This window comes from Paraburkholderia sp. BR10954 (assembly GCF_040965775.1).
In the GTDB taxonomy this organism is placed as follows: Bacteria; Pseudomonadota; Gammaproteobacteria; order Burkholderiales; family Burkholderiaceae; genus Paraburkholderia; species Paraburkholderia youngii.
This window is the reverse complement of sequence record NZ_JBFRCK010000046.1, coordinates 14,154-33,800: the sequence shown is the minus strand read 5'-3', so window position 1 is coordinate 33,800 and position 19,647 is coordinate 14,154. Positions and strand designations below refer to the sequence as shown.

Annotated in this window: 19 protein-coding genes; 15 read left to right on the top strand and 4 right to left on the bottom strand. The window is 60.1% G+C overall.

Features of this window, described 5'->3' with window-relative positions; all coding sequences use genetic code 11:
* Nucleotides 1-1,137, top strand: a 1,137-nt coding sequence (locus tag AB4Y34_RS36580; RefSeq protein ID WP_368718781.1) for a VWA-like domain-containing protein, incomplete at its 5' end; no start/stop codon positions are given.
* Between the two features lie 445 nt (nt 1,138-1,582).
* On the opposite strand, the gene AB4Y34_RS36575 is transcribed toward AB4Y34_RS36580, so the two are convergent.
* Nucleotides 1,583-2,047, bottom strand: coding sequence for a hypothetical protein (locus AB4Y34_RS36575; RefSeq protein ID WP_176369576.1), 465 nt, complete (start codon nt 2,045-2,047; stop codon nt 1,583-1,585).
* Nucleotides 2,048-2,295: 248 nt separating this feature from the next.
* On the opposite strand from AB4Y34_RS36575, the gene AB4Y34_RS36570 reads away from it, so the two are divergent.
* The 14 genes from AB4Y34_RS36570 to AB4Y34_RS36505 all read left to right on the top strand — a co-directional run bounded on the left by AB4Y34_RS36570 (nt 2,296) and on the right by AB4Y34_RS36505 (nt 16,511).
* Nucleotides 2,296-3,345 carry a CpaF family protein gene (locus AB4Y34_RS36570; protein WP_368718780.1) on the top strand — a complete coding sequence of 350 codons (1,050 nt, stop codon included), beginning with the start codon at nt 2,296-2,298 and terminating at the stop codon, nt 3,343-3,345.
* 20 nt (nt 3,346-3,365) lie between these two features.
* Entirely contained in the window at nt 3,366-3,743 is a 378-nt protein-coding gene (locus tag AB4Y34_RS36565; protein ID WP_227749420.1) for a TrbC/VirB2 family protein, read from the top strand.
* Complete coding sequence (locus tag AB4Y34_RS36560) at nt 3,736-4,047, top strand: VirB3 family type IV secretion system protein (RefSeq protein WP_176369573.1); 312 nt, start codon at nt 3,736-3,738, stop codon at nt 4,045-4,047. Before AB4Y34_RS36565 ends, AB4Y34_RS36560 begins: the two co-directional genes overlap by 8 nt.
* Nucleotides 4,041-6,500: a VirB4 family type IV secretion system protein gene (locus AB4Y34_RS36555; protein ID WP_368718779.1), complete on the top strand. Its 2,460-nt coding sequence runs from the start codon at nt 4,041-4,043 to the stop codon at nt 6,498-6,500. Before AB4Y34_RS36560 ends, AB4Y34_RS36555 begins: the two co-directional genes overlap by 7 nt.
* Before the next feature lie 11 nt (nt 6,501-6,511).
* Nucleotides 6,512-7,246 (top strand): type VI secretion protein, encoded by a 735-nt coding sequence (locus tag AB4Y34_RS36550; protein ID WP_176369571.1) that lies wholly within the window; start codon nt 6,512-6,514, stop codon nt 7,244-7,246.
* A 17-nt stretch (nt 7,247-7,263) separates the two neighbouring features.
* Nucleotides 7,264-8,283 (top strand): type IV secretion system protein, encoded by a 1,020-nt coding sequence (locus AB4Y34_RS36545; RefSeq protein WP_152854565.1) that lies wholly within the window; start codon nt 7,264-7,266, stop codon nt 8,281-8,283.
* Nucleotides 8,280-9,611 (top strand): TraI domain-containing protein, encoded by a 1,332-nt coding sequence (locus tag AB4Y34_RS36540; protein ID WP_176369569.1) that lies wholly within the window; start codon nt 8,280-8,282, stop codon nt 9,609-9,611. Before AB4Y34_RS36545 ends, AB4Y34_RS36540 begins: the two co-directional genes overlap by 4 nt.
* Nucleotides 9,608-11,482 (top strand): conjugative transfer system coupling protein TraD, encoded by a 1,875-nt coding sequence (gene traD, locus AB4Y34_RS36535; protein WP_176369568.1) that lies wholly within the window; start codon nt 9,608-9,610, stop codon nt 11,480-11,482. Before AB4Y34_RS36540 ends, traD begins: the two co-directional genes overlap by 4 nt.
* 10 nt (nt 11,483-11,492) lie before the next feature.
* Nucleotides 11,493-12,011 (top strand): hypothetical protein, encoded by a 519-nt coding sequence (locus AB4Y34_RS36530; RefSeq protein WP_152854562.1) that lies wholly within the window; start codon nt 11,493-11,495, stop codon nt 12,009-12,011.
* Nucleotides 11,968-12,252: a hypothetical protein gene (locus AB4Y34_RS36525; protein ID WP_152854561.1), complete on the top strand. Its 285-nt coding sequence runs from the start codon at nt 11,968-11,970 to the stop codon at nt 12,250-12,252. The genes AB4Y34_RS36530 and AB4Y34_RS36525 overlap by 44 nt, the downstream gene beginning before the upstream one ends.
* Entirely contained in the window at nt 12,242-12,847 is a 606-nt protein-coding gene (locus AB4Y34_RS36520) for a DUF4400 domain-containing protein (RefSeq protein ID WP_176369567.1), read from the top strand. Before AB4Y34_RS36525 ends, AB4Y34_RS36520 begins: the two co-directional genes overlap by 11 nt.
* A 333-nt stretch (nt 12,848-13,180) precedes the next feature.
* Entirely contained in the window at nt 13,181-14,074 is an 894-nt protein-coding gene (locus tag AB4Y34_RS36515) for an ATPase (protein WP_152854574.1), read from the top strand.
* 13 nt (nt 14,075-14,087) lie between these two features.
* Nucleotides 14,088-15,779: an ATP-dependent helicase gene (locus tag AB4Y34_RS36510; protein ID WP_368718778.1), complete on the top strand. Its 1,692-nt coding sequence runs from the start codon at nt 14,088-14,090 to the stop codon at nt 15,777-15,779.
* A gap of 12 nt (nt 15,780-15,791) precedes the next feature.
* Nucleotides 15,792-16,511 carry a hypothetical protein gene (locus AB4Y34_RS36505; RefSeq protein WP_368718777.1) on the top strand — a complete coding sequence of 240 codons (720 nt, stop codon included), beginning with the start codon at nt 15,792-15,794 and terminating at the stop codon, nt 16,509-16,511.
* Nucleotides 16,512-16,590: 79 nt separating this feature from the next.
* On the opposite strand, the gene AB4Y34_RS36500 is transcribed toward AB4Y34_RS36505, so the two are convergent.
* The 3 genes from AB4Y34_RS36500 to AB4Y34_RS36490 all read right to left on the bottom strand — a co-directional run bounded on the left by AB4Y34_RS36500 (nt 16,591) and on the right by AB4Y34_RS36490 (nt 19,127).
* Nucleotides 16,591-17,106, bottom strand: coding sequence for a hypothetical protein (locus AB4Y34_RS36500; RefSeq protein WP_176369564.1), 516 nt, complete (start codon nt 17,104-17,106; stop codon nt 16,591-16,593).
* Between the two features lie 38 nt (nt 17,107-17,144).
* Nucleotides 17,145-17,537 carry a polymer-forming cytoskeletal protein gene (locus AB4Y34_RS36495; protein ID WP_176369563.1) on the bottom strand — a complete coding sequence of 131 codons (393 nt, stop codon included), beginning with the start codon at nt 17,535-17,537 and terminating at the stop codon, nt 17,145-17,147.
* Between the two features lie 966 nt (nt 17,538-18,503).
* Nucleotides 18,504-19,127 (bottom strand): DUF1845 domain-containing protein, encoded by a 624-nt coding sequence (locus AB4Y34_RS36490; RefSeq protein ID WP_176369562.1) that lies wholly within the window; start codon nt 19,125-19,127, stop codon nt 18,504-18,506.
* Between the last annotated feature and the right edge of the window lie 520 nt (nt 19,128-19,647).

The following is a 19,647-nucleotide window of genomic DNA, read 5'->3' as shown; positions in this document are numbered from 1 at the left end:
TACAACCCGACGTACCTCGGCGGTCTGAACGATCTGGAAACGCGCGGCGTGCTGGCGCATGAGGTTCTGCATGTGGCCAACGGCCACTGCTGGCGCCAGGGCGATCGCGATCCGAAACTCTGGAACGACGCATGTGACTATGCGATCAATCCGATCGTGTACGACGCAGGAATGCAGTTGCCGAAGGGCGTGCTGTTCGACACCCGCTTTCGCGGCAAGTCGGCCGAGGAGATTTACGGCATCCTCGCGCAGGAGAAGCGGCAGAAGGAAAAGCAGCAGGGCAACGGTAAGAAGGATGGTGGCAAACCGGATGCGCAGCCCGGCCGGCAGTCGACGTCACAGTCGGCCCAACAGCCAGGCGGCACACCCGGGGGCAACAGCCCGCCGCAATCCGCGAACGGCGCGACCACACCGTGCGCAACACCCGAGTCCGGCGCTGCTCCCGAGGCTGCCCCCTCCTGTGGCGAGGTCCGTCAATACAAGGGGGACGACAAGGCCCAGAAGGAAGCTGACTGGAAGGTCGCCGTCCTGCAGGCCGCGAAAGCGGCGAAGATGCGGGGCGGGATGGGCGGCGCTCTGGAAGGCATGGTCCAGATGGCGGTGGAACCTGTGGTTGACTGGCGCGCGATCCTGCAGCGCTTTGCGCAGGAATCGTCGCCGACTGACTACAGTTTCGCGATGCCCAATCGCCGGTATCTGCACATGGGGCTGTATCTGCCGTCGCTCAACGAACCGGCGGTCGGCGATGCGGTGTTCGTGCGCGATTCCAGCGGTTCAGTGTTTGACGAGACGCAGGCGCAGTTCGACGCGGAGATCCTCGTTGTCAATGAGACTGTGCGGCCGCGGCGGCTGATCGTGCTGGATTGCGATACGCGCGTGAAGCAGGTGCAGATCTTCGAGCGCGGCGACGCGGTCGAGCTGCTACCGGTGCGTGGCGGGGGAGGCACTTCGTTTGTCGATCCGTTCAAACGGCTGGCCGACGAAGGCATTCAACCCACGTTTCTGGTCTATCTCACCGACATGGATGGAGCGTTTCCGAGCGATGAGCCGTCCTATCCCGTCCTGTGGGCATCAACCGTGCCGCTCAGGCGCGCGAAGAAGGCCCCATTTGGCGAGATGATGGAAGTGATCTGCTGACGGGCGATGTCTGTCACGTGTTCTGAACCCAAGCCCGGCGATTTGCCGGGCTTTTTTTTCGTCCGGGAAGGCCAAAGCCCGATTGCACGCGTTGCACACAACCGTTTAGGGCCCGCGGGATGAACTGGAGCCCGAATTAGCCAATGATTTCAGTGTTCTGGGGCCATGCTGCCCGTCCGAAGGTTGGCCAAAACCGGTCGAAAGCCGTCTGAGCCGGCTCAGACACCTTTTTCTAAATAAGAAATAAACCACAGCCATTCGTGGACCGATTCGCCAGATTCTCTCAATAATCGAATTAATACGCGAGGAAAATTCTTGATAATCAGGAAGCGGACTGGATGCCAGAACTATGCATTGATCCGAGGATTTCTTTGCCTTTCGCATCAAAATGCTGGTGGCTGCGGCGAACAAGTACCGGCCACAACGTAGTCTCTGGAGCTCCCGCCTACGCGCGCTTGCGCGCCCTCTGATCGAATGCCTCACCGGCACGGAACCGCTCGAGTCGGTCACTTGCGTCAGCGACAGCCGAGAGCGGCGCGCGACGCAATTGTTTGTCGTAGGTCGAGAGGATCGCCGCGAATTGCCGGAAGCCAGTCTCGTCCAGTGACCACACGCCAGATTCGCGACCGCGATCGAAGGCCGAAGAGATCACCTCCTCGGCGTGCTGCATCTGCTCGAAGGTCGCTTCGCCGTAACCTGCCTCTGCCAGGAATCCTGTGAGTATCATGGCCTGGCAAAGCGTCTGCGCCGCGCCTGCGTTGCCGCGTTCGCGCCGCATGACGTCGAGCGCGATGTGAACCTGCAGACAAAGACGGTCGACCTCGGCGCGGGGCACCGGCAAGAGGAGGGTCCTGTTTCGACGTGCACGTGCAGCTGCTGCGGTTCGTGCAAACGGGATCGTTCGGGCCATGGTCTTTTCAACGAGTGTCGAGGGGCGAATCGTACAACACACTTCGAAGCGCGGCTTACCCGAAAAGCTAGAGGTTTTACTGCGCCATTTCAGGTTAGGCGTCTGAGCCGGCTCAGTCTACGGATTGCGCGATCGTTGCGTCGCACTCCATATTCAATCTGTCCTGTGCCCGACATATCGGTCAAAGCTCATCGATTTGATCGTTCTTTCGCTCTGCTCCAGGTTGGCCAGCCCTGAAAAATAGCAGCATGTCCGAAGCTGCCGAAAATCCCCTGCTCAAGGTGCGCCCGCTCGAAGAGAGTGCGGTGCAGATGTTCTTTGCATCCGTCGAACCGCTGCGGGAATACTTCGAAGCACGCGACGTCGCCGAAATCATGGTGAATAACTTCGACAATGTGTGGATCGAGCGACGCGGGGAAATGCATCGCCTTGAGCTCACGCTGAATCAGGCGACTTTAAACGGTGCGATCCTTTCGCTCGCCGCATCCGTCGAAAAGTCCGCGAAGGCCGGCACTGCACAGGGCATCATTAACGCTGGCCACAAAGGTCTGCGTATCGCGGCAGTCATGCGGCCCACGGCGATCGACGGACATGCGATGTCGATCCGAAAGCACAGCGACAGGCATCTCAGTCTCACCGACTACGTCGCAATGGGTGCGTTTTCGCGCGTGAATGCGCGGCATGAGCACAACGACGATGAGCTCTTTTATCCCGGTATCGAGAATGAAGGCCTGATGGCAGCCGTGCGCGAACTGATCATTCGCCGCAAGAACGTGCTTGTGGCGGGCGGAACGTCCACCGGGAAAACCACATTCCTCAACGCACTGGCTGCACAGGTGCCCCAAGACCAGCGGGTCATCACCATCGAGGACACGATGGAGCTGAAGCTGCGCGTGCCAAATCTCGTGCGGTTCCTGTCGAACCCGGACAAGGGCGTCACGACACAGTCGCTCGTCGCGCTGTGTCTGCGCTTCCGTCCCGACCGGATCATCGTTGGCGAAGTACGCGGCGGTGAAGCATTTGACTTCATCCAGGCACTGAGCACCGGCCACGATGGCGGCTTGGGTTCAATTCACTCCAATGATGCGCGGGGCGGTTTGAGCCGTCTGGAAAGCCTCGCGATGTTGGGCATTCCTCCTGGCAGTCGTTGGGACCTTGTCGACATGCGCAAGGCCATTGCCGATTGCTTTCATTTCGTCATCCATCTGCGCCGCACCGGCGAGTTGCGCCACGTTTCCGAGATCGTCGAGATCAAGGGGTTCAAGGAAGGGGACTATGTCCTCAACCGCGTCTTCTAACAATAAGGAGTATGTTCAATATGAAGTCCCTCAATTCCGTGTCATCGCGCCTGCGAACACTATCGATCACCGCATACCAACGCTTTCTGAGCCGACGCGAGATCCGCTCGACCATCGTCGCGGCGAGCCTCGCTTTCTTCGCGCCATTCGCTTCGGCCGTGAGCCTGAGCGATCTGGGCGCGGCAACCGATCTGATCTGTCTGATCCAGGCATATATCAGCGGCCCGTGGCTGTATGGGATCGGCGTCGTCCTGATCATCGTCGGCGCCGTCGCGATCGCGAACTCGGAAAGCACCATCGGCAAGATCATCTCTTCGGTGTTCGTCGGGCTAGGTCTCGCCGCCTGCGCGGTGAACATCGTCAAGAACCACATGGGCGTTAGCTACACCTGTGCGTGAGCCAACGAAAGTCAGTCGCGGCCTGTCGCTTCCCCGGCAGATGGGCGGTGCCGACCGTGGCCTCGCGATCGCGAACGGCACACTAACGCTGCTGCTTTGCTATACGAGCATGACCTTCGCGTTCCTGCCGGTGGGATTCATCATCCATTGGGTACTGCGCTGGAAGAGCAGCCGCGACCCGTGGTGGCGCGACGTCATGCTCGTCTACAACCACTATCCCGACATCCACGAGCCGATTCCGTCCGGGAAATTCTCGGCCCGGTTCAAGCGGCCGTATGGTTTTGACCAGGACCTGCCATGCTGAAACGAATTGTGCGCCGGCCGGTGCAGGAGATCGCGCCATGGGCGACGATGGTCACGCCGGAACTAGTCCTCGACAAGGACGGGTCGCTGCTAACCTGTTACACGTTTGAAGGGGTTGATGCCGATTCACCTAACGCCGACGACATATCGTCGGTGCGCAACAACCTCGACAATGCGTGCAAGAATTTCGATCACCGCATTACTGCATGGTGGCGGCTCTCCCACCGTCGCGTGCAAGGGACTATCGACGGAGATTTCGCAGCGGACATCGACGCATACGTCGACCGGATCAACCGTAGCCATGTGAGCAGCGGGATGTACTTCCGCAACACCCACTCACTCTCGCTCGCCTACACCCCGGAAACAGGCATCAACAAGGTATTCGAGAAGGTCGCCTATCACATGACGGTCGGCGGGAAGTCGATGGTGTCCGCTCTGATCGAGACCGCGAAGGACACGTTCCTCGCTCGTAGCGCCTTCGTTTTCGACCTTGAGCGCGTGACATCGGACATCAAGCGCTTCGAATCGATTCTCGACGCGTTCAAGGGGGGTGTGACGCGTCTGAAGGCAAAGCGTCTCGAACTGCAGCACTCGTTGGCCTATCTGCATCAGACAGCCAATCCGTCCGTGCCGCCGCGACGTGTGCGCTACCCCGTCACGATGCTCGATACCCACCTCACGGAAAGCACGGTTACCTATGGCGCCGAGCACCTGATGTTCGAGTCGGCGCACGGCGTGCGGTTCGCCAAGATAGTCGCTGTCAAGGAATGGATGGGCTTTCAGGAGGCCGCACTCGATGTGCTTTCGGAAGTCGACGCGGAACTCGACATCTGCGTGATGTTCCGCTTTCTCGATGCCACCAAGGCGAAGCAATGGATTGACAAGATCCGCAGCTTCTACAAGATCGCGGCGTTCAATCCGATGGCGATCATCAAGGCCTATTTCGCCAAGGAAGAGCAGAAGAACGACAAAGGTCGGATGATGCTCGCGGAGGAGGCCGAGGACGCGCTAGCGAAGATTACAGCAAAGGGGCAGCAGTACGGCTTCGCCAACATTTCCGTAATCGTGTACGGCGACACCGTCGAAGAGTGTGACGACGCCACGCGCGAAGTGGTCGGCCGCATCGGCAACGCCGGATTCGGTGTCGTGCTGGAAAAAGATAACCTGGCGGCCGCGTGGAACACGACGCTGCCGGGCCGGTGGGACAAGCAGAAGCGCCTGCAATTCGTCGAGACACCGGCCGTCTCCGACATTGCCCCTGTGCGCAGCGTGGCCGAAGGCAGCACTGTCAATGCGTGGCTGACGCAGCAGTCGGGCCAGAAGACCGGTCCGCTGACCATGCTTCCCACGCGGCATAAGACGCTGCAGCGTGTGAACCTGCACCGTCCGGGGGGTGCCTCGCACCTCCTTGTGCTGGGCCCGATCGGCATGGGCAAGTCGATCATGCTCAACTTCCTCATGTCGCAGACGGGGCGTCACGGCGCCCGACGCGTGCGCTTCGACAAGGACAGATCAACGCGCATCCCGACGGTACTCGCAGGCGGGCGCTTTATCGACGCAACAGGCCGCTTCGAAGCGGCGACCTCCGTCAATCCGCTGTCCCTTCTGTGCGACAAACAGCATTACCCCTACGTCGCCGAATGGGTGCAGATGGCCATCGAGGACGACACCTTCCGCTGCAACAAGAACCAGGAGCGGGAGATTTTCGAAGCGGTCAGTACGCTGGGCGACGGTTACGGTCCTGAGCGATGGACCTTGTCCTATCTGAACACGATGTTATCGATCGAGTTGCGCGAGCGGCTGGCCGTGTGGACGAAAGGCGAAAAGAACGGCCGGTTTTTCGATCACGTCGAGGACGCATTCACGCTGTCCGATGACCTCTCCATCGAGATGGGCGATCTGTTCAACAACTTTCCGGTCGCTGCGGCGCTCTTCATGGACTACGCCTTCTACCGCATCGCACAGTGGCTGGACGGCAAGCGCTACACCGTGATCGAGGTCGAGGAAGCGGGGTTCTTTTTCCAGAACGAACGCTTCTATAAGCGGCTGGAAATCTGGGCCGTGACCATCCGGAAGCTAAACGCCACGCTGATGATGGCGACGCAATCCCTTGCCCAGGTCGCCCGTATCGCGGACTTCGAGGTGCTCAAGGAAAACATCCCGAACATCATCTACCTGCCTAACCCAGACGCGAAAAACAACCTGCACCTGTATCGCGACAAGTTCGGCCTCACGCTGGACCAGATCCAGATGATCGTGGATGCCGCGCCCAATCGCGACTACCTGTGGGTGACACCAGATCAGACCCGCATGCTACAGGCGAGCTTCCCGAAAGAAACGCTCGCGGTATTGCGCTCGGACGGCCGCGCTCAGGCTGTGCTGGACAGACATTTCAGGTCCGGCGATCTGAATTGGCGAGATGGGTATCTAGCCGAAATGATGACACTCGATTGAGGAAAACCAGCATGAAGAAGATTCTCGCGAGCCTGGCGCTGACAACGGGCATCACACTTTGCCTCTCCCAACCAGCATACGCAATGATGACGGTGATCGACCCGTCGAACCTCGTCCAGAACACGACCACCGCACTTAAAGCCGTGAAGACAGAGGTCTATGAGGACACAAACATCGTCTACCAGTATCAGATGATGGCCAATCAGCTTCTCCAGGCAACCAATCTGGACCCGACAGCGATGAAGGCCCAATACGATCAGATCACCGGCGACATTTCGAAGTACAAGCAACTAGCCGAGAACGCGACCAGTCTTTACGGTGACCTGCAGAATGGCAACCAGTGGCTATCGCACGTCCAGACCATGATCTCCCGATCGGGCAAGTCGAATGAGCAATGGTTTGCCGACATGGGCACGCTCTACTCCCAGCGAGACAGCCAGGCGACGCAACTGATGCAAACCGGAAACAACGTGCTTAGCCACATCCAGGCGCTCGCGCAACGGCGTCAGGATTTGCAGTCGCAGATGTCGCTCACGCCGACGGCGCAGGCAACCGCGGAGTTGACGACTCATTATCTCGACATCGTCTCGAGCCAGTTGAGCGACATGCTGCAAATGACGGCGAACAAGACGCAGAAAGACGCGCAGCAGCAATCGGCGGACAACGCAGAAGCAAAAGCCCGATCGGATAACGCCAAGGCTTTTCTTGACCAGCAGGCGGCTGAGCGCGCGGCGTACGGCAACTAGGGGAGTGCGGGATCAAGATGACGCTGCGCAATCTCAAACACATGGCCATTGCCTGGCTACTCGCTTTGCTGACACTCAACACGTCGCCGGCATTAGCGGATGCGTCGGCGTCGGCGCCGGTGTCAGCCAGTGGGACGGCCGCGAACCCCTATGTGAGTCAGGGAGAGACGGCGGCCGGAAATGCGCGTGCGATCGACAAGATCACCGCGATGTTTTCCTCGATCATGGACACCGCGGTTAGCGCCTCCCAGAGTATCCAGCAAGAATCCGACAAGTTCGCCAGCGGGCTCGCGGTGATCACGATCGTTCTCGCGGCGGTGCGCTTCGGTGCGACGAAAGACCCTGTAATGGCGTGGGTCGCGCTTTTCGAAGAACTCGGCATCCTTGGCATCTTCGCGTCCATTTATGTGGGTTTCGCAAGCTGGGCACCGAACTTCTACAAGTGGTTCGTCTCCATGGCGAATGACATCGGCGGCGCAAACATGACGAGCGCACTCAGCATTATGGGCAGTGCGGCCGGACAGGTCTTCGATTCGGCCGTTCAGGCATGGTCGGGGATCGGCTTCAAACTAACGATGATCCCCGATGTCGTTATCGCAACGATTCCGCTGTTCTTCGCATGGGCACTCCTGTCTGTCACGTCCATAATCTTTGTGTTCTTTATCAACATCGGGCAACTACAGTTCGCCGCGGGCGTTGTGATGGGCCAGATCGCGTTCGCGCTTGGCTTTTCCTCATTCACTCGCGGCTATTTCAAAAGCTGGCTCGATTACATGGTCAGCGCGGGCATGTATATCGTCGTGGCGGCGATCCTGATGCGGCTCGTGACACACAATATGGTCAACGCTGTGCAGGACGCTGCTCAGCTAGGCCTCACGACAGCCGGCGCCGCCGCGCAGGTGTTCGATCTCGCCTTTTTCGTATTCCTCGTTTCATTCGAGATCCCGAAAATTGCCGGCATGTTTGGTGGGGGCGCGAACGCCAGCGGCGCAATCATCGGAAAGATTGCGAAAACGGCGACTGGGGGTCTTGTATGACGCTGCACGCATCCATGGGGAGCGAAGCGCTACTCACCCAGCACCAACGACGTGTCGACCTGATCGCGCAATGTGCCAACGAAGTCAGCAAGGCCGATTTCGAGCGCAGATGGATGAGCGTCCTTCGGTCGTGCGCCGCGTGGTTTGCTTCGCTGCCGCTTAGTCCCGAGCTCTACAGGGAGCCGGGCGGGGCCTTCCGTTGCACCGTTGAGACTGCTTTCTATGCGATGCGGCTGGCTGGCGGACAGAAATTCGGCACCAGCCTGCCCTCGGAGAGGCGCCGCCGCATCGAGCCGCAATACAATTACGCGGTGTTTCTCGCCGCAGTGTGTTCCCGGCTGGACGAGCCCTACCGGCATTTCATCATCGAGCGCGACAGGGATCGGCAGGCGTGGAATCCGTCGGTGAACGGTGCGGCGAGCCCATGGCTCGCCGGTTCCGACTATCGCATCTGCCGTCGGGAACAGCCGTTGCCCGTTGAGCGTATGCGCACAGGGATGCTGGCACAGGTTCTCGTGGGTTCCGAGCTACTGGCCGGGCTCGATGGCGAGGTGCTTTCCGATCTGTTCGGCGCAATCAATCCGAGCATGCAACCCCTCGGGGCCGAGTCGCTGCTGCATAAGGTGGTTCGTCAGGGGGTCGCCACTTCTGACGAATTCGATCGCAAGGCGCAACGCGCGGTATTCGCGCCCGTCCAATTCGACGTACCGTCTGCCGTGCATGTAGCGGCCGAGCTGGAGCCCGTGGTCGTTCCCGCGCCCGCTCCGGTGCAATCCGTGTCACCTGCCGGGCCGTCGGCGGGAGCGTCGTCGCCGCAACCCGTGGTCGCTCCTATTGATGCTCCGGTGCCGCCGGCGAGAGCGCCGCAGGCGCATCCGCAATCGCCGACCGTTCCTGCCGACAGCGTCGGCCCGTCGTCGCAAACGTCGCATGAGGTGTTGAGCTGCGCGAGCCCGATCGAAGCCTCCGGCGTCGCGCCACCGTCTGCCGCAATCGATCCGTCAACAATGAAGGCCGCGGCCCAGCCAGCCCCGGCACGTCGCGAATCGGAGCCGCCCGCGGCGTTCGAGGAAGTGCTCAAGGGCGTACCGAATCTCGTGTGCGAACTGTTTCAGGCGCTGCGCGAGGACGTTGCCACAGGAAAGGCGTCCGTCCAGTGGAACGACAAGGGACTGGTGCTCCAGAAGCGTCTAGTCGGGGGTTATGGCGTAAGCAGCAGCACGCTCGTTGAACATATGCGCAAGCGCGGCCTGATGGTTGCCGATGAAGCCAGCCAGATCACTCTCACCCCGCGCGCGGGCCAACTCATTCTCGATCCACCCGCATGACCACTCCTTATATCAATCATTTCAGGCCGATCTATGAGTTGCGTGCAGCCGCTTTCTGGCTCGCGGCGATTGTCCTACTGCCTCTATCGGGCATGCCCTACTCGTGGGTATTTGGCCTTGTTGCACTCGCTTTCCTTGCCGTGCGCTCATTCCAGATCTGGCGCGCATTGAAGTTCCGGATGGCCATTTCAACGAAGTGGCTCACGACCCTTCCGATCCCCAGGCTGTTGCAGATCCAGCAGCGCATGAAAGAGGAGGCGAACTCGATGTACCTGGGCATCGGGTTCGAATGGACGCAGAAGCATTGCCAGATTGCACACGACATCCTGCGCATGCCGACGACTGACATTCCGGGGTTGCCGAAATGGTTGAACAGGACGAAGACCGGGCGAAAGATTGAGGAGGCGATTGAAAGCGTCTTTGCACCAAAGGACAGTGTTCGCGACCGGATGCCTCAGGGTGCATCGTGGATCCACGGGCTTGAACCAAAGAAGGCTCTCGTCCCTTTCCACTACAAGTCGATGGGTGGCCACACCGCCGTCGGCGGCACGACCGGCTCGGGTAAGACGCGTACCTATGAGGTGATCTCGACGCAGGTCATCCATCTGGGCGACGTGCTCATTAACGTGGACCCGAAAAACGATAAGGACTGGAAGCTGCGCGCCGAACGCGAAGCGGCCAGGACCGGCCGGAAATTTCTCTACTTCAATCAGGCCAAGCCGTCAGAGTCCGTGCGTCTGGAGCCGCTAGATAGCTGGTCGCAGCCGTCCGAAATTCCCAGCCGCATTGCGCAGTTAATGGAAGAGGGGCCATTCCGTGACTTTGCGTACCTGTTCATCAGCCGGTCGGTCAATGGGGAGCTTTACATCGGGGACAAGCCCAATCTGCGCTCGATCCTGAAGTATGCACAGTCTGGCATTGCGACGCTTCTGGAAAAGGCGCTGCGCCGGTTCTTCGCGGAAAACAGGCTGACAGACTGGGAGCAGCAGGTCGCGACAGAAACGACGCGTCAGGGCCAGCGCAACAACGCGGCGACGCTGGTCGACGGAATGATCGCGTTGTACAACGCGAGGTTCGCATCGCAGGAGCGTGGTCATGAAGCGATCGACGGGCTAATTGCCACACACACGCACGATCGCGAGCACTACATGCGCATCATCGCATCGGCCCTTCCATTGCTGCAGATGCTCGCAACGGGTGAGACGGGTCTCATGCTCGCGCCGAAGGTCGACGATTTTGACGACGAGCGGGAGGTCTGGACCATTGAGAAGGTAATCCGCCAGAAGGCGATACTGCATATCGGCCTCGATTCCCTGTCAAACAGCATTGTCGCAAAAGCGATCGCGTCGACGTTGCTGGCTGACGTTTCAGCTGTCTGCGGCTCGATCTACAACTTCTACGAGACGCCGCCAGACGTGGTACTGATCATCGACGAGGTGGCCGAGGCGATCAACGAACAGGTCATCCAGATCCTCAACAAGGGACGAGGCGCCGGTTTCAAGGCGTTTGTCGCATTCCAGACGCGCGCAGACCTCGAGGCCAAACTTGGAAACGCCGCGAAAATGCTGCAGGTTTTGGGCAACCTGAACAACCAGATAATCCTTAGATTGGAGGATACAGATACAGCACAGTGGTTCTCGGATAAGGTCGGAGAGACTGCGATCCGCAATATCACGATCACTGGCAGTACGAGTACAGGAACCGAGGCGCATATCGGCGAATTTACCGGTGGCGTTTCACGTTCTCTTCAACTGGAGAAAGCGCCGCTGATCCCAACCCGCCTGATTCACAGTCTGCCCAACCTGCAATATTTCATGCGCATCTCGGGCGCCGCCGTGTATCAGGGCCGTATTCCAATCCTTCAAGGCTGAAAACCTACGCATGTCTGCCGTATTCAAAAAAATTATTCGCGAACACAAGCTATCGTCCCGCCTGATTCCCGTCTTCACGCTGGCGCCGGAGCTGGAGCTCGCCTGCGCACGCGTGGCCGATTTCATCGGGGAGAAGTTCATGGGTGAATCTGAGCCGCTTATCAAGGAGATGCTCGACACAGCGATCGCATCGTTCAAGCGCACGCGCAAGACCGGCAACCCGCACGTAGCCTTCATGCAGGGGCTTTTCAGTCACGCAGAGCGGCTCTACGCGCGGCGTTACGTGGCACGCGACGGCGAGCGGTACCACGTGTGGCCGCCAATGCTCGAACCCGTCACCGAGTTCGAAGCACGACATGAGGCGCGCGGAACGGAAATGGTCGACGAACGATGCCCGGAGAACATCACGCAGCGCTCCGCCGCCTTCCAGCTTGCAGCGCGCGCACTGACGGGCGAAAACTTCCGGCTCTACTTCGAGGACTACGATGTCGCTCACACGTTTTCTGATCGCGAAGCTGGCGAGAGTTGATGTGGACGTGGCGCGGCGGGCGCTCGCCACGGCGCATTCGCAGGACGTAATGGATGAGTCCCGCCCCGCTGAGTTCTCGCGCGGCGCTGGCGCGCGCGCGTACGGTATGGCCCTGTTCGTCTCCCGTCGTCCCGTCCACTTCTACATGGGTATGTTCGGCCTGATTCTGTTTCCGCTTTACATGCTGTCCCGGCTTGGGTCTGCGCTCATCGAGTGGGGGATTGCCACCTATGGCCAGTAGCCGATTCGTTTCGCACGTCAAGTGGTGGTTTTTCCTTGTGCCGCTGCTGGCCCTCGTCGTCATGCCTGCGCTTCCGGATCGCTCGCTGTTTGCTGTGCCTGCGCAGGAAGCGCAGTCTGTCGAGGACGTACTGGGCGTTGAGCGTGCCGATGAGGTACTTTCGCTTACCAATGCGCGATTCAGGCGCTGGTTCGTCGACTCTGGCATCATCCGCTCGACGCTCGATGCGTCTGCATCAGGGGAAATCGGAGAGGGTGGCGTGTCCGACTTCGCCCGCTCCTGGGTACACAACTTCTGGCTGGAGGTGTATCGGGTGATCTATCGCGCGAGCGTCATGAAGCTGTGGCTGATCGGGACGTTCGTTTTCTGTGTCGCGACTTTCGTTGACGGTTCCGTACGACGCAAGGTCCGGGCCTCGGCGGCCGGATTCGCGAGTCCGCTGTCTTTCCACCTCGCTGGCCACGGGATTCTGCTGGTTTTCGGTGTAGCGTTTGCCGTTCTAGCGGCGCCATTCCCGGTCCTCGCCCAATACTGGATCGCAGTCGCCGCGGTGCTCGGCGCGCTGTTGTGGAAGGCGGCCGCCTCGTTCCAGTAACACTTTTCCCGGAAAGCTGCTGAAAACCGGATGGCTTTCCGGGTTAGGAGTCTGAGCCGGCTCACGGCTCCGGTCCTTCGATGCGCTGCCGTTCCCAGCGTCACGCCGCGATTCCATCCCTCAAATTGAACCGACACCTGGTCTTCATCAGGTCACCGCGGGTCAGCAACAACGCAAGCTATCCATCCCGCGAGTGCCATTAGCCGAATGGCGGACGCTTCATCCCCAAAAGCACAACAAAATCGAACATGTTTCGGGCGTATCTGGCTGCGTGGCGTCGTAACAATAAGGTCGTACCGCGCGCGTGGGCGCGCACTTTCCACAGGAAACCACATGACCACCATCACGGAAGAGGCAAATCTCGACGCTGCCAGCAATCCTGCGGCTGCCGAACTCACAATGTCACATACGCCTACGAACGGCGGTAATGATGGTGCCGCGGCGGGCGCTCCGGTGGAGAGCGGTCCGACAATCAGCGACGGTGCGGACGGTGGCGAGATCGAACTCGAACTGCAGCAGATGGAAGACGCCGCGAACACCCTTCACAGGGAAGGTGTGATCAGCGACAGCGAAGTGGACGAAAAGCGCGAGCAGGTCGCACGAACACGCAAGATGTTCCGTGAATTGTCCCCGGCTGAGCGCGCCGCAATCGTGCAGCGCCGCCGCGAGATCGGCCGTGAGCTGATGAACCGGCAACTGTCAGGCGCGGCCGTGGTCCGGGCCGCTGTGCGCCTGAATCACACGCGGCTCAAACCGCTCTTTGAGCAATGGTGGCCGTATCTGAACCGCATGAGCATCAATATGCAGCGTTTCGGCCGCTCGACGTTCGGTGCGGAGGATCAGGGCACGCTCACCGCCTTCTTCGAAAAACACGTCGGCGAACTCGAGGCCTACGTTGACGAGCAGCTGAATGTCGCCGAAGGATTCCGCGTAAAGACCGAAGCTCGATTGCGCGAGCAGGGCGATATCGTGTTTGCGCCGAGTGTCACCAAGCCATCTCTGGCAGTCGAAGTCGAGGCTTATTCGCGATTCTCGATGCGTGTGCTGTCGTTGCTGACGAAGTTCGACCACGTGATGGATCATTTCGACTTTCTCGTCTGGAACGGGGTGCGCGATCAGTCCGACATCGATGAGGAAACGTCGCGTTTTCTGCGCAAGTTCCACCCGGTTGGCTTGCGAGGCTATATGACACACCTGCGTCTGATGACCACGGTGCGCGGCCGCTAACAGGACGGCCAACATGCTCGACGGGCTCAATCCGCAACAGCGGGAGGTCGCAGAACAGCGGGGGCACTGCGTCGCGATCGCGTGCCCCGGCGCGGGCAAGACCAAGACCATAGCGGCGAAGGCCGCGCTACTGCTATCGGACCCCGCTGCGATCGTCGGCGCTGTCACATTCAGCAAGGATGCGGCCGTCGAGCTGCGCGACCGCATTCTTGCGCTCGCTGGCGACGGCACCAGGAAGCGCCTGATCGCAGGCACGTTTCACTCGCTTGCATTCAGGCAACTGGGCAAGCGCGATATTGCGACTGATGGCGACCGCATGGCGCTGATAGCGCGAGTGATCGCCGAGCTGGGTCTGGACTGCAAGCCTGAGGATGTGGTGCCCGTCATCGAGGGCATCAAGACCAATTTCGGTCGTGTCGAGGCCGGCACCGGTGACGCGCAGATCTACGCAGCCTATCAAGCATCGCTTGAGCGAAACGGCAAGATCGACTTTCAGGACATGCTGCGGTTGGCCGTCGCCGGCATGGAAGCCGGGGACATCGAGCCGTATCACTTCACCGATCTCCTCGTTGACGAATTCCAGGATACAGACCCTTTGCAATATCGCTGGGTCGAACTACACGCGCAGGCAGGCGCGAACGTCACCGTGGTTGGCGACGACGATCAGAGCATCTATGGCTTTCGTGCGGCGCTCGGCTTCAGGGGCATGGAAAGCTTCGCGACCTCCTTTAACGCGCAACGGGTGGTGCTCGGCAGTAGCTACCGTTGCCACGACGAAATCCTTTCAGCGGCCGATCGCGTCATTCGCAACAACACGGATCGCATTCTCAAGGTTTTGCGAGCCGAGCGCGGCCCGGGCGGCGCAGTCATGGCCAGGCGCTCCGATGACGAATATGCGGACGCCGTCGCGGCTGTGGAGACGTTGCATCCGCTTCTGAACGCAGGAAAGACCTGCGCAATCCTTTCGCGTACGAACCGCATTCTCGATCCGATTGAAGCCGTGTGCCGCTCGCATGGTGTGCCGTACTTCCGCGCCTCCGGCAGCTCCGTGTTAAACCGCCCTCAGGGTGCACTGATGTGCAATCTGCTGGAAGTCGCCGAAGGGCACAAGCATAACGGGCTCGACGCTGTTTTCGGCTACATGGGCGTCAGCACACCCCTCCTCGGCGTCCTGCACCGCGATATGGGGACGGTGCTCGTCCAGCGTCAGAAGAAGGATCTGCTCGCGCTAGGCTTGCCTGAAGATACGGCGACGGTATATCGCGGTTTCATGAAGCGCCTGTGCGAATGGCAGGAAATGTGCGGCCGGCGGTTCTATTCACTGGTTCTCGACGGTGTGCACGAACTGATGATGACGCATGCGAAGAACGATCAGGCTATCCGGGCAATCCAAGGCACGTATGACGTGCTCTCGCGTCTTTCGGGGACCTTCGCGGAGCGCATCGAGTATCTTCGGCGCGAAAACAACAAGCCGGCTGAGGGCGCGCTCGTGCTCACCACCATGCACAGCTCGAAGGGTCTCGAATGGGACCACGTGTGGATCGCGCGCGCCGAAGAGGGCGTCGTCCCCGATGAGAAAAGCACCGAGTCTGAGGAGCGTCGCCTGTTTTATGTGGCGATGACGCGTGCTCGCGATGGATTGACAATCGCGACGATCAAGAAAAATCCCGTCTCGCGATTTGTCATCGAATCTGCGATCCAGTAGGCATTGATCCGCATGCTCAAACGACTGTTACATAGACTCGGCTACACGCCGGCCTCAACTCTGAGCCTCGTCCCGCACAGCGCTGCCCAACACGGTGAGCGTGCCCTGCATCAACTGCACGCCGATGGATTCCAGTGGTCAAATGCCAGAGCCGACGCGCTGTGCGCCTGGCATGAAGACGGCGAGGGCTATCATTACACAATCGGGCGCGAGAACTGGGCGCCGCTCGCGGTCGCCGGACTCTCGTTGATTGGCAACGGTCAGTGCAGGGCGTGGCTCGACGAGACGGTACAGGTGCGCCTGGGGATCGGTCAAGATGTGCTCGCGTCGTGGTATTCAGCAAACAGACCGGTGCTGGATGGCTTGCGCGCCAGCATCGATGCATGCACGTCCCCGGATGCCGCAGCGTCGATGTCCGGTGCAGAACGGGACATCGCGCCGCTCCTCAAAGCAGGTGAAATCGCTGAACTGTTCGCGCTCACGTGGAGGCGATATCACCTCGCCTCGCCGTTTAGCAGACTTGGTAATTCGGCCCCGTACAACAGGCTCGCTGTCCATCATGCGCTGCGGATCGCGGCACAGACCAACCTTCATGCGCTTGAGCGGGCACTGGAATGGCTGACGTTGTGGCTCGAGGCGCGCGGCATGAGGGTCGACCGCGAAGCACAGTCGGTTGAGCTGCCTGGCTATCAGGCGCTCTATTTCCGGTCAGATGCCGGAATGTGGCCGTGATGCGGAGCCGCGGGAAGAATAAGGGGCGCTGTGCGCCCCTTGTGTTGTTGCCCTTTCCGGGCTGAATTTTCGTCAGCGATTAAAGAGCCACATTGTGCAGCTTCAGGACAAGTCGATAGTGAGAGTCGCCTAGCGGCACGTCGATTGTCTGGCCGTCTGCGACCACCACGTTGCGTTTTTCGACGATCAAACCCTTCTTATTCGCGACTTCGGAACGACAGTCGGCTGGCCCGTCTTCGGATTTGCCGACGAATTCCGTGTCCTGAACGCTGACCGAAACCATCGCCTTGTTCCCGTCGACCATGGCCGGTGCGATAAAGAGGGCGCGGCCGACAAAGGCGCTCTCGCTCCTAAGAGTGGTCGTGTTGCCAACCTTCGTACAATGACCGTAGCCGATGTTCTCGCCGTTCGAAATGACAAAGGCGGCTTTACCATCGTTGCCAATAATCGATGTGCCAGTCACGATCTGAACGCCGTCCTTGTAGAGCGCTGCGTCGAGCCGCTCTTGAACTGGCGCTGTTTCGGCTTGTGCGCTGGCCATGAACGCGCCGGCAACGAGGAAAGGGCTAATAACCCTGCTGATAGAGTGCATCATGGAACTCTTCTGGTTGAAAAATGTACCTAGGCGCATCATCAGGAGTTCGATGCGGCGCGTGACAACTGCTGAACGTTGCTTGCAGCGTTCTCTATCGTCAGATCGCTCCTGCGCTTGACCTGCCCTTCAAGTGACGCACGCGGGCCGAGACGGATCGTCCCGTAGTAGTAGACGTTGCCTATCACGCGGCCATTGATCTCTAGAGCGCCGCGGGCCTGGACGTCGCCTTCGACGGTTCCATCCACCCTGACATACTCGCCTTCGACCTGACCCTTCACCATGCCTCCCGGGCCGATGTGGACGAGGCCGGAACTTGAAACGACATTCCCGTCCACGATGCCGAAGTTACTCATACCGTGATCGAGGATGACGTCACCGTGGATCGATAGCCCCGCGGACAGGAGCGTGACATTAAGCGGCTGTTGCTTCATCGGTCGCCTCATCAGAATAGCTGCACATCGCCCGACTTTGAGGGCTGTGCTTTGGGTTGCGCTGGAGCGGCCGGCTCGGCGATATCGCTGTTTGCAGTGGCCGCCGCGTGGTGGGTAAGGCGATGCAGAGGACGCAGGACAGCGCGCGACTCGGCTCTCGGAGCATCCTGCGCCGATCCGCCGGGAACCGCTTTCGGCTGCGTTGTGGCGGGCACAACTGGGGGCGTGGCCGCCGGCTGGTTGTTATTCGGGGCATCGGTCACCTTCGGCGCAAGTTTGGAGGGCTCTGTTGCAGGCGACGGCGACGCAATCCCATTGACAGAAGTAGCGGCCGGCGAAGATCGCTGCATCCGAATGGGGGATGCTGCTGCGCTTACGGCAGAAGCATGCGGAGCCTGGGAGGCTGGAGCAGCCGGTAGAACCGATTGAGAAGCGAGAGTGCGGGCATCGACGCCCGCGAGTGCGGACTGAGCCACCGGTCTGTGCGTGTCGAGGTCACTCGACACAAGCGGACGTGCGGGCGCCACGTCGATCGGCATCGTACCGTTGGAGTTGCCAGCAGGAACCGGAGACGGCTTCGCCGGGTTGGGTGCGACCGGCACTTTCGGCGCCACGACCATCTCATGCATCGCGCGCCAGATACGCGCGGCGCTTACTCCACCGCCTGCAGCTAAAGCGGCAATAGCAAGCGCGAGGACTGCAGGCTTGCCGGCCTTGCGTAGCACAGCCGCAAGTTCAACAGCGCGAGTGCGGGCGAGCGGAACGCGGTCCGGCGCAGGCAGGGCGGGCATGGCTGCCGTATGACTAGCAAGGTCGATGATTACCGGCTGCGTGCTGTACTGCGCGTGCAGCGCCTGAATTTCCCTTAGATTCATATCTCTCTCCTGTGACAGTTCGAGCGTAGCCAACCAGCGGCGATGTCAAGTCGCGATGGGGCTTTCCGGGTCTGCTCTGGAAGGGCGGGCGTTACTGCTCGCGCCGCTCGCCGTCGAAGTCGTACTGATCGTTGTCCGGCATGCAGATCTGCACGATATGTTTGAGCCTGCGCTCGGCGTTGTTGAGGATGCGGGCGCGTTCCTCACCTGTGATCTTGCTGCTGACTACGCGTTCGGTTGCGCGCGCATACACGCGGTCGTACTGCGTGAGGCACCGGACCAGCAACCCGGCCAGAGGGCGGGTGATCGTCAGCTCGATCAGGTCATGTGGCAACTCGATCGGGCGGGCTTCATGGCGCAGCAGCCATTGCTCCGTCTTGCGCAACCACTCTGAAGTCTCCCGCAACGCCGTCTCGAGTGCGCGCACTTTTCCCCCTCGCGCGACCGCGATCTTCGACGCGCAAAAGTTGTAGTCGGAACGAATGTAGTTCCGCGCGAACAGCGACGAATAGCGCAGCACGGTTTTCGCATCCGACTCTGCGTTAACGCGCGCAATTCGCGAATCGCTCGTGAGGCGTTCGATGGGCTTCAACCCGCTACCGGGTACGGCAGGCGTTGACTGTTCAGTTGGCGGGGCGACAGCCATAGCTGGAGCATCCGGTGCTATGTCTGGACGCGGGTCCGGCTCCTGTGTCTGTTCAAGAACTGCGGCCATGGGATTATTCAGGGTGGTCTCTCTCACCGGCCATTTTGCGGGCGCATGTCAGGCGATATACGGTCAAAAGCTATGCCGTTTTCGTGATCTTTCGGGGGATTTGCGGCTGGGTTTTGCGCAATACTGACTCTACTTCTCGCGTCCGTGACGCATCGACACTGACCCGGCTAGCCCGGAGTCCATCTTCTGTCCCAAGTCGTGCCCTTGTGCATGCTCCGACCAGCCGGCAACTGGTGTGGAATCTTCTGCTGATGAGCGCCTCGCCCGCGCTCCCCATTCATTCAGTCATAAAACTCGTCGCCGGCCGCATTCATTTGCGCCGCGACATCGTTCGGACCCGGATCATTCGGGTGTTCTCTCTCCAGAGCCCGTCTGGGTAGAACGATCGTAGTGGACTGAACCGTGATCCTGCGGCGGAATGAATTTTCCGAAAATGGGCTGTTGCGCAGCGTGACCATGCTGCGCGGGAACGACCTAACGTTCCCGACTGTGAGCCTCCCGGCTCCCCGAGCGCCACGAC

Excerpts from the sequence above, each read along its gene's own strand:
- AB4Y34_RS36575 (WP_176369576.1), bottom strand. The coding sequence starts at position 2,047 with ATGGCCCGAACGATCCCGTTTGCACGAACCGCAGCAGCTGCACGTGCA.
- AB4Y34_RS36570 (WP_368718780.1), top strand. The coding sequence starts at position 2,296 with ATGTCCGAAGCTGCCGAAAATCCCCTGCTCAAGGTGCGCCCGCTCGAA.
- AB4Y34_RS36565 (WP_227749420.1), top strand. The coding sequence starts at position 3,366 with ATGAAGTCCCTCAATTCCGTGTCATCGCGCCTGCGAACACTATCGATC.
- AB4Y34_RS36555 (WP_368718779.1), top strand. The coding sequence starts at position 4,041 with ATGCTGAAACGAATTGTGCGCCGGCCGGTGCAGGAGATCGCGCCATGG.
- AB4Y34_RS36550 (WP_176369571.1), top strand. The coding sequence starts at position 6,512 with ATGAAGAAGATTCTCGCGAGCCTGGCGCTGACAACGGGCATCACACTT.
- AB4Y34_RS36545 (WP_152854565.1), top strand. The coding sequence starts at position 7,264 with ATGACGCTGCGCAATCTCAAACACATGGCCATTGCCTGGCTACTCGCT.
- AB4Y34_RS36540 (WP_176369569.1), top strand. The coding sequence starts at position 8,280 with ATGACGCTGCACGCATCCATGGGGAGCGAAGCGCTACTCACCCAGCAC.
- traD (WP_176369568.1), top strand. The coding sequence starts at position 9,608 with ATGACCACTCCTTATATCAATCATTTCAGGCCGATCTATGAGTTGCGT.
- AB4Y34_RS36530 (WP_152854562.1), top strand. The coding sequence starts at position 11,493 with ATGTCTGCCGTATTCAAAAAAATTATTCGCGAACACAAGCTATCGTCC.
- AB4Y34_RS36525 (WP_152854561.1), top strand. The coding sequence starts at position 11,968 with ATGTCGCTCACACGTTTTCTGATCGCGAAGCTGGCGAGAGTTGATGTG.
- AB4Y34_RS36520 (WP_176369567.1), top strand. The coding sequence starts at position 12,242 with ATGGCCAGTAGCCGATTCGTTTCGCACGTCAAGTGGTGGTTTTTCCTT.
- AB4Y34_RS36515 (WP_152854574.1), top strand. The coding sequence starts at position 13,181 with ATGACCACCATCACGGAAGAGGCAAATCTCGACGCTGCCAGCAATCCT.
- AB4Y34_RS36510 (WP_368718778.1), top strand. The coding sequence starts at position 14,088 with ATGCTCGACGGGCTCAATCCGCAACAGCGGGAGGTCGCAGAACAGCGG.
- AB4Y34_RS36505 (WP_368718777.1), top strand. The coding sequence starts at position 15,792 with ATGCTCAAACGACTGTTACATAGACTCGGCTACACGCCGGCCTCAACT.
- AB4Y34_RS36500 (WP_176369564.1), bottom strand. The coding sequence starts at position 17,106 with ATGATGCACTCTATCAGCAGGGTTATTAGCCCTTTCCTCGTTGCCGGC.
- AB4Y34_RS36495 (WP_176369563.1), bottom strand. The coding sequence starts at position 17,537 with ATGAAGCAACAGCCGCTTAATGTCACGCTCCTGTCCGCGGGGCTATCG.
- AB4Y34_RS36490 (WP_176369562.1), bottom strand. The coding sequence starts at position 19,127 with ATGGCCGCAGTTCTTGAACAGACACAGGAGCCGGACCCGCGTCCAGAC.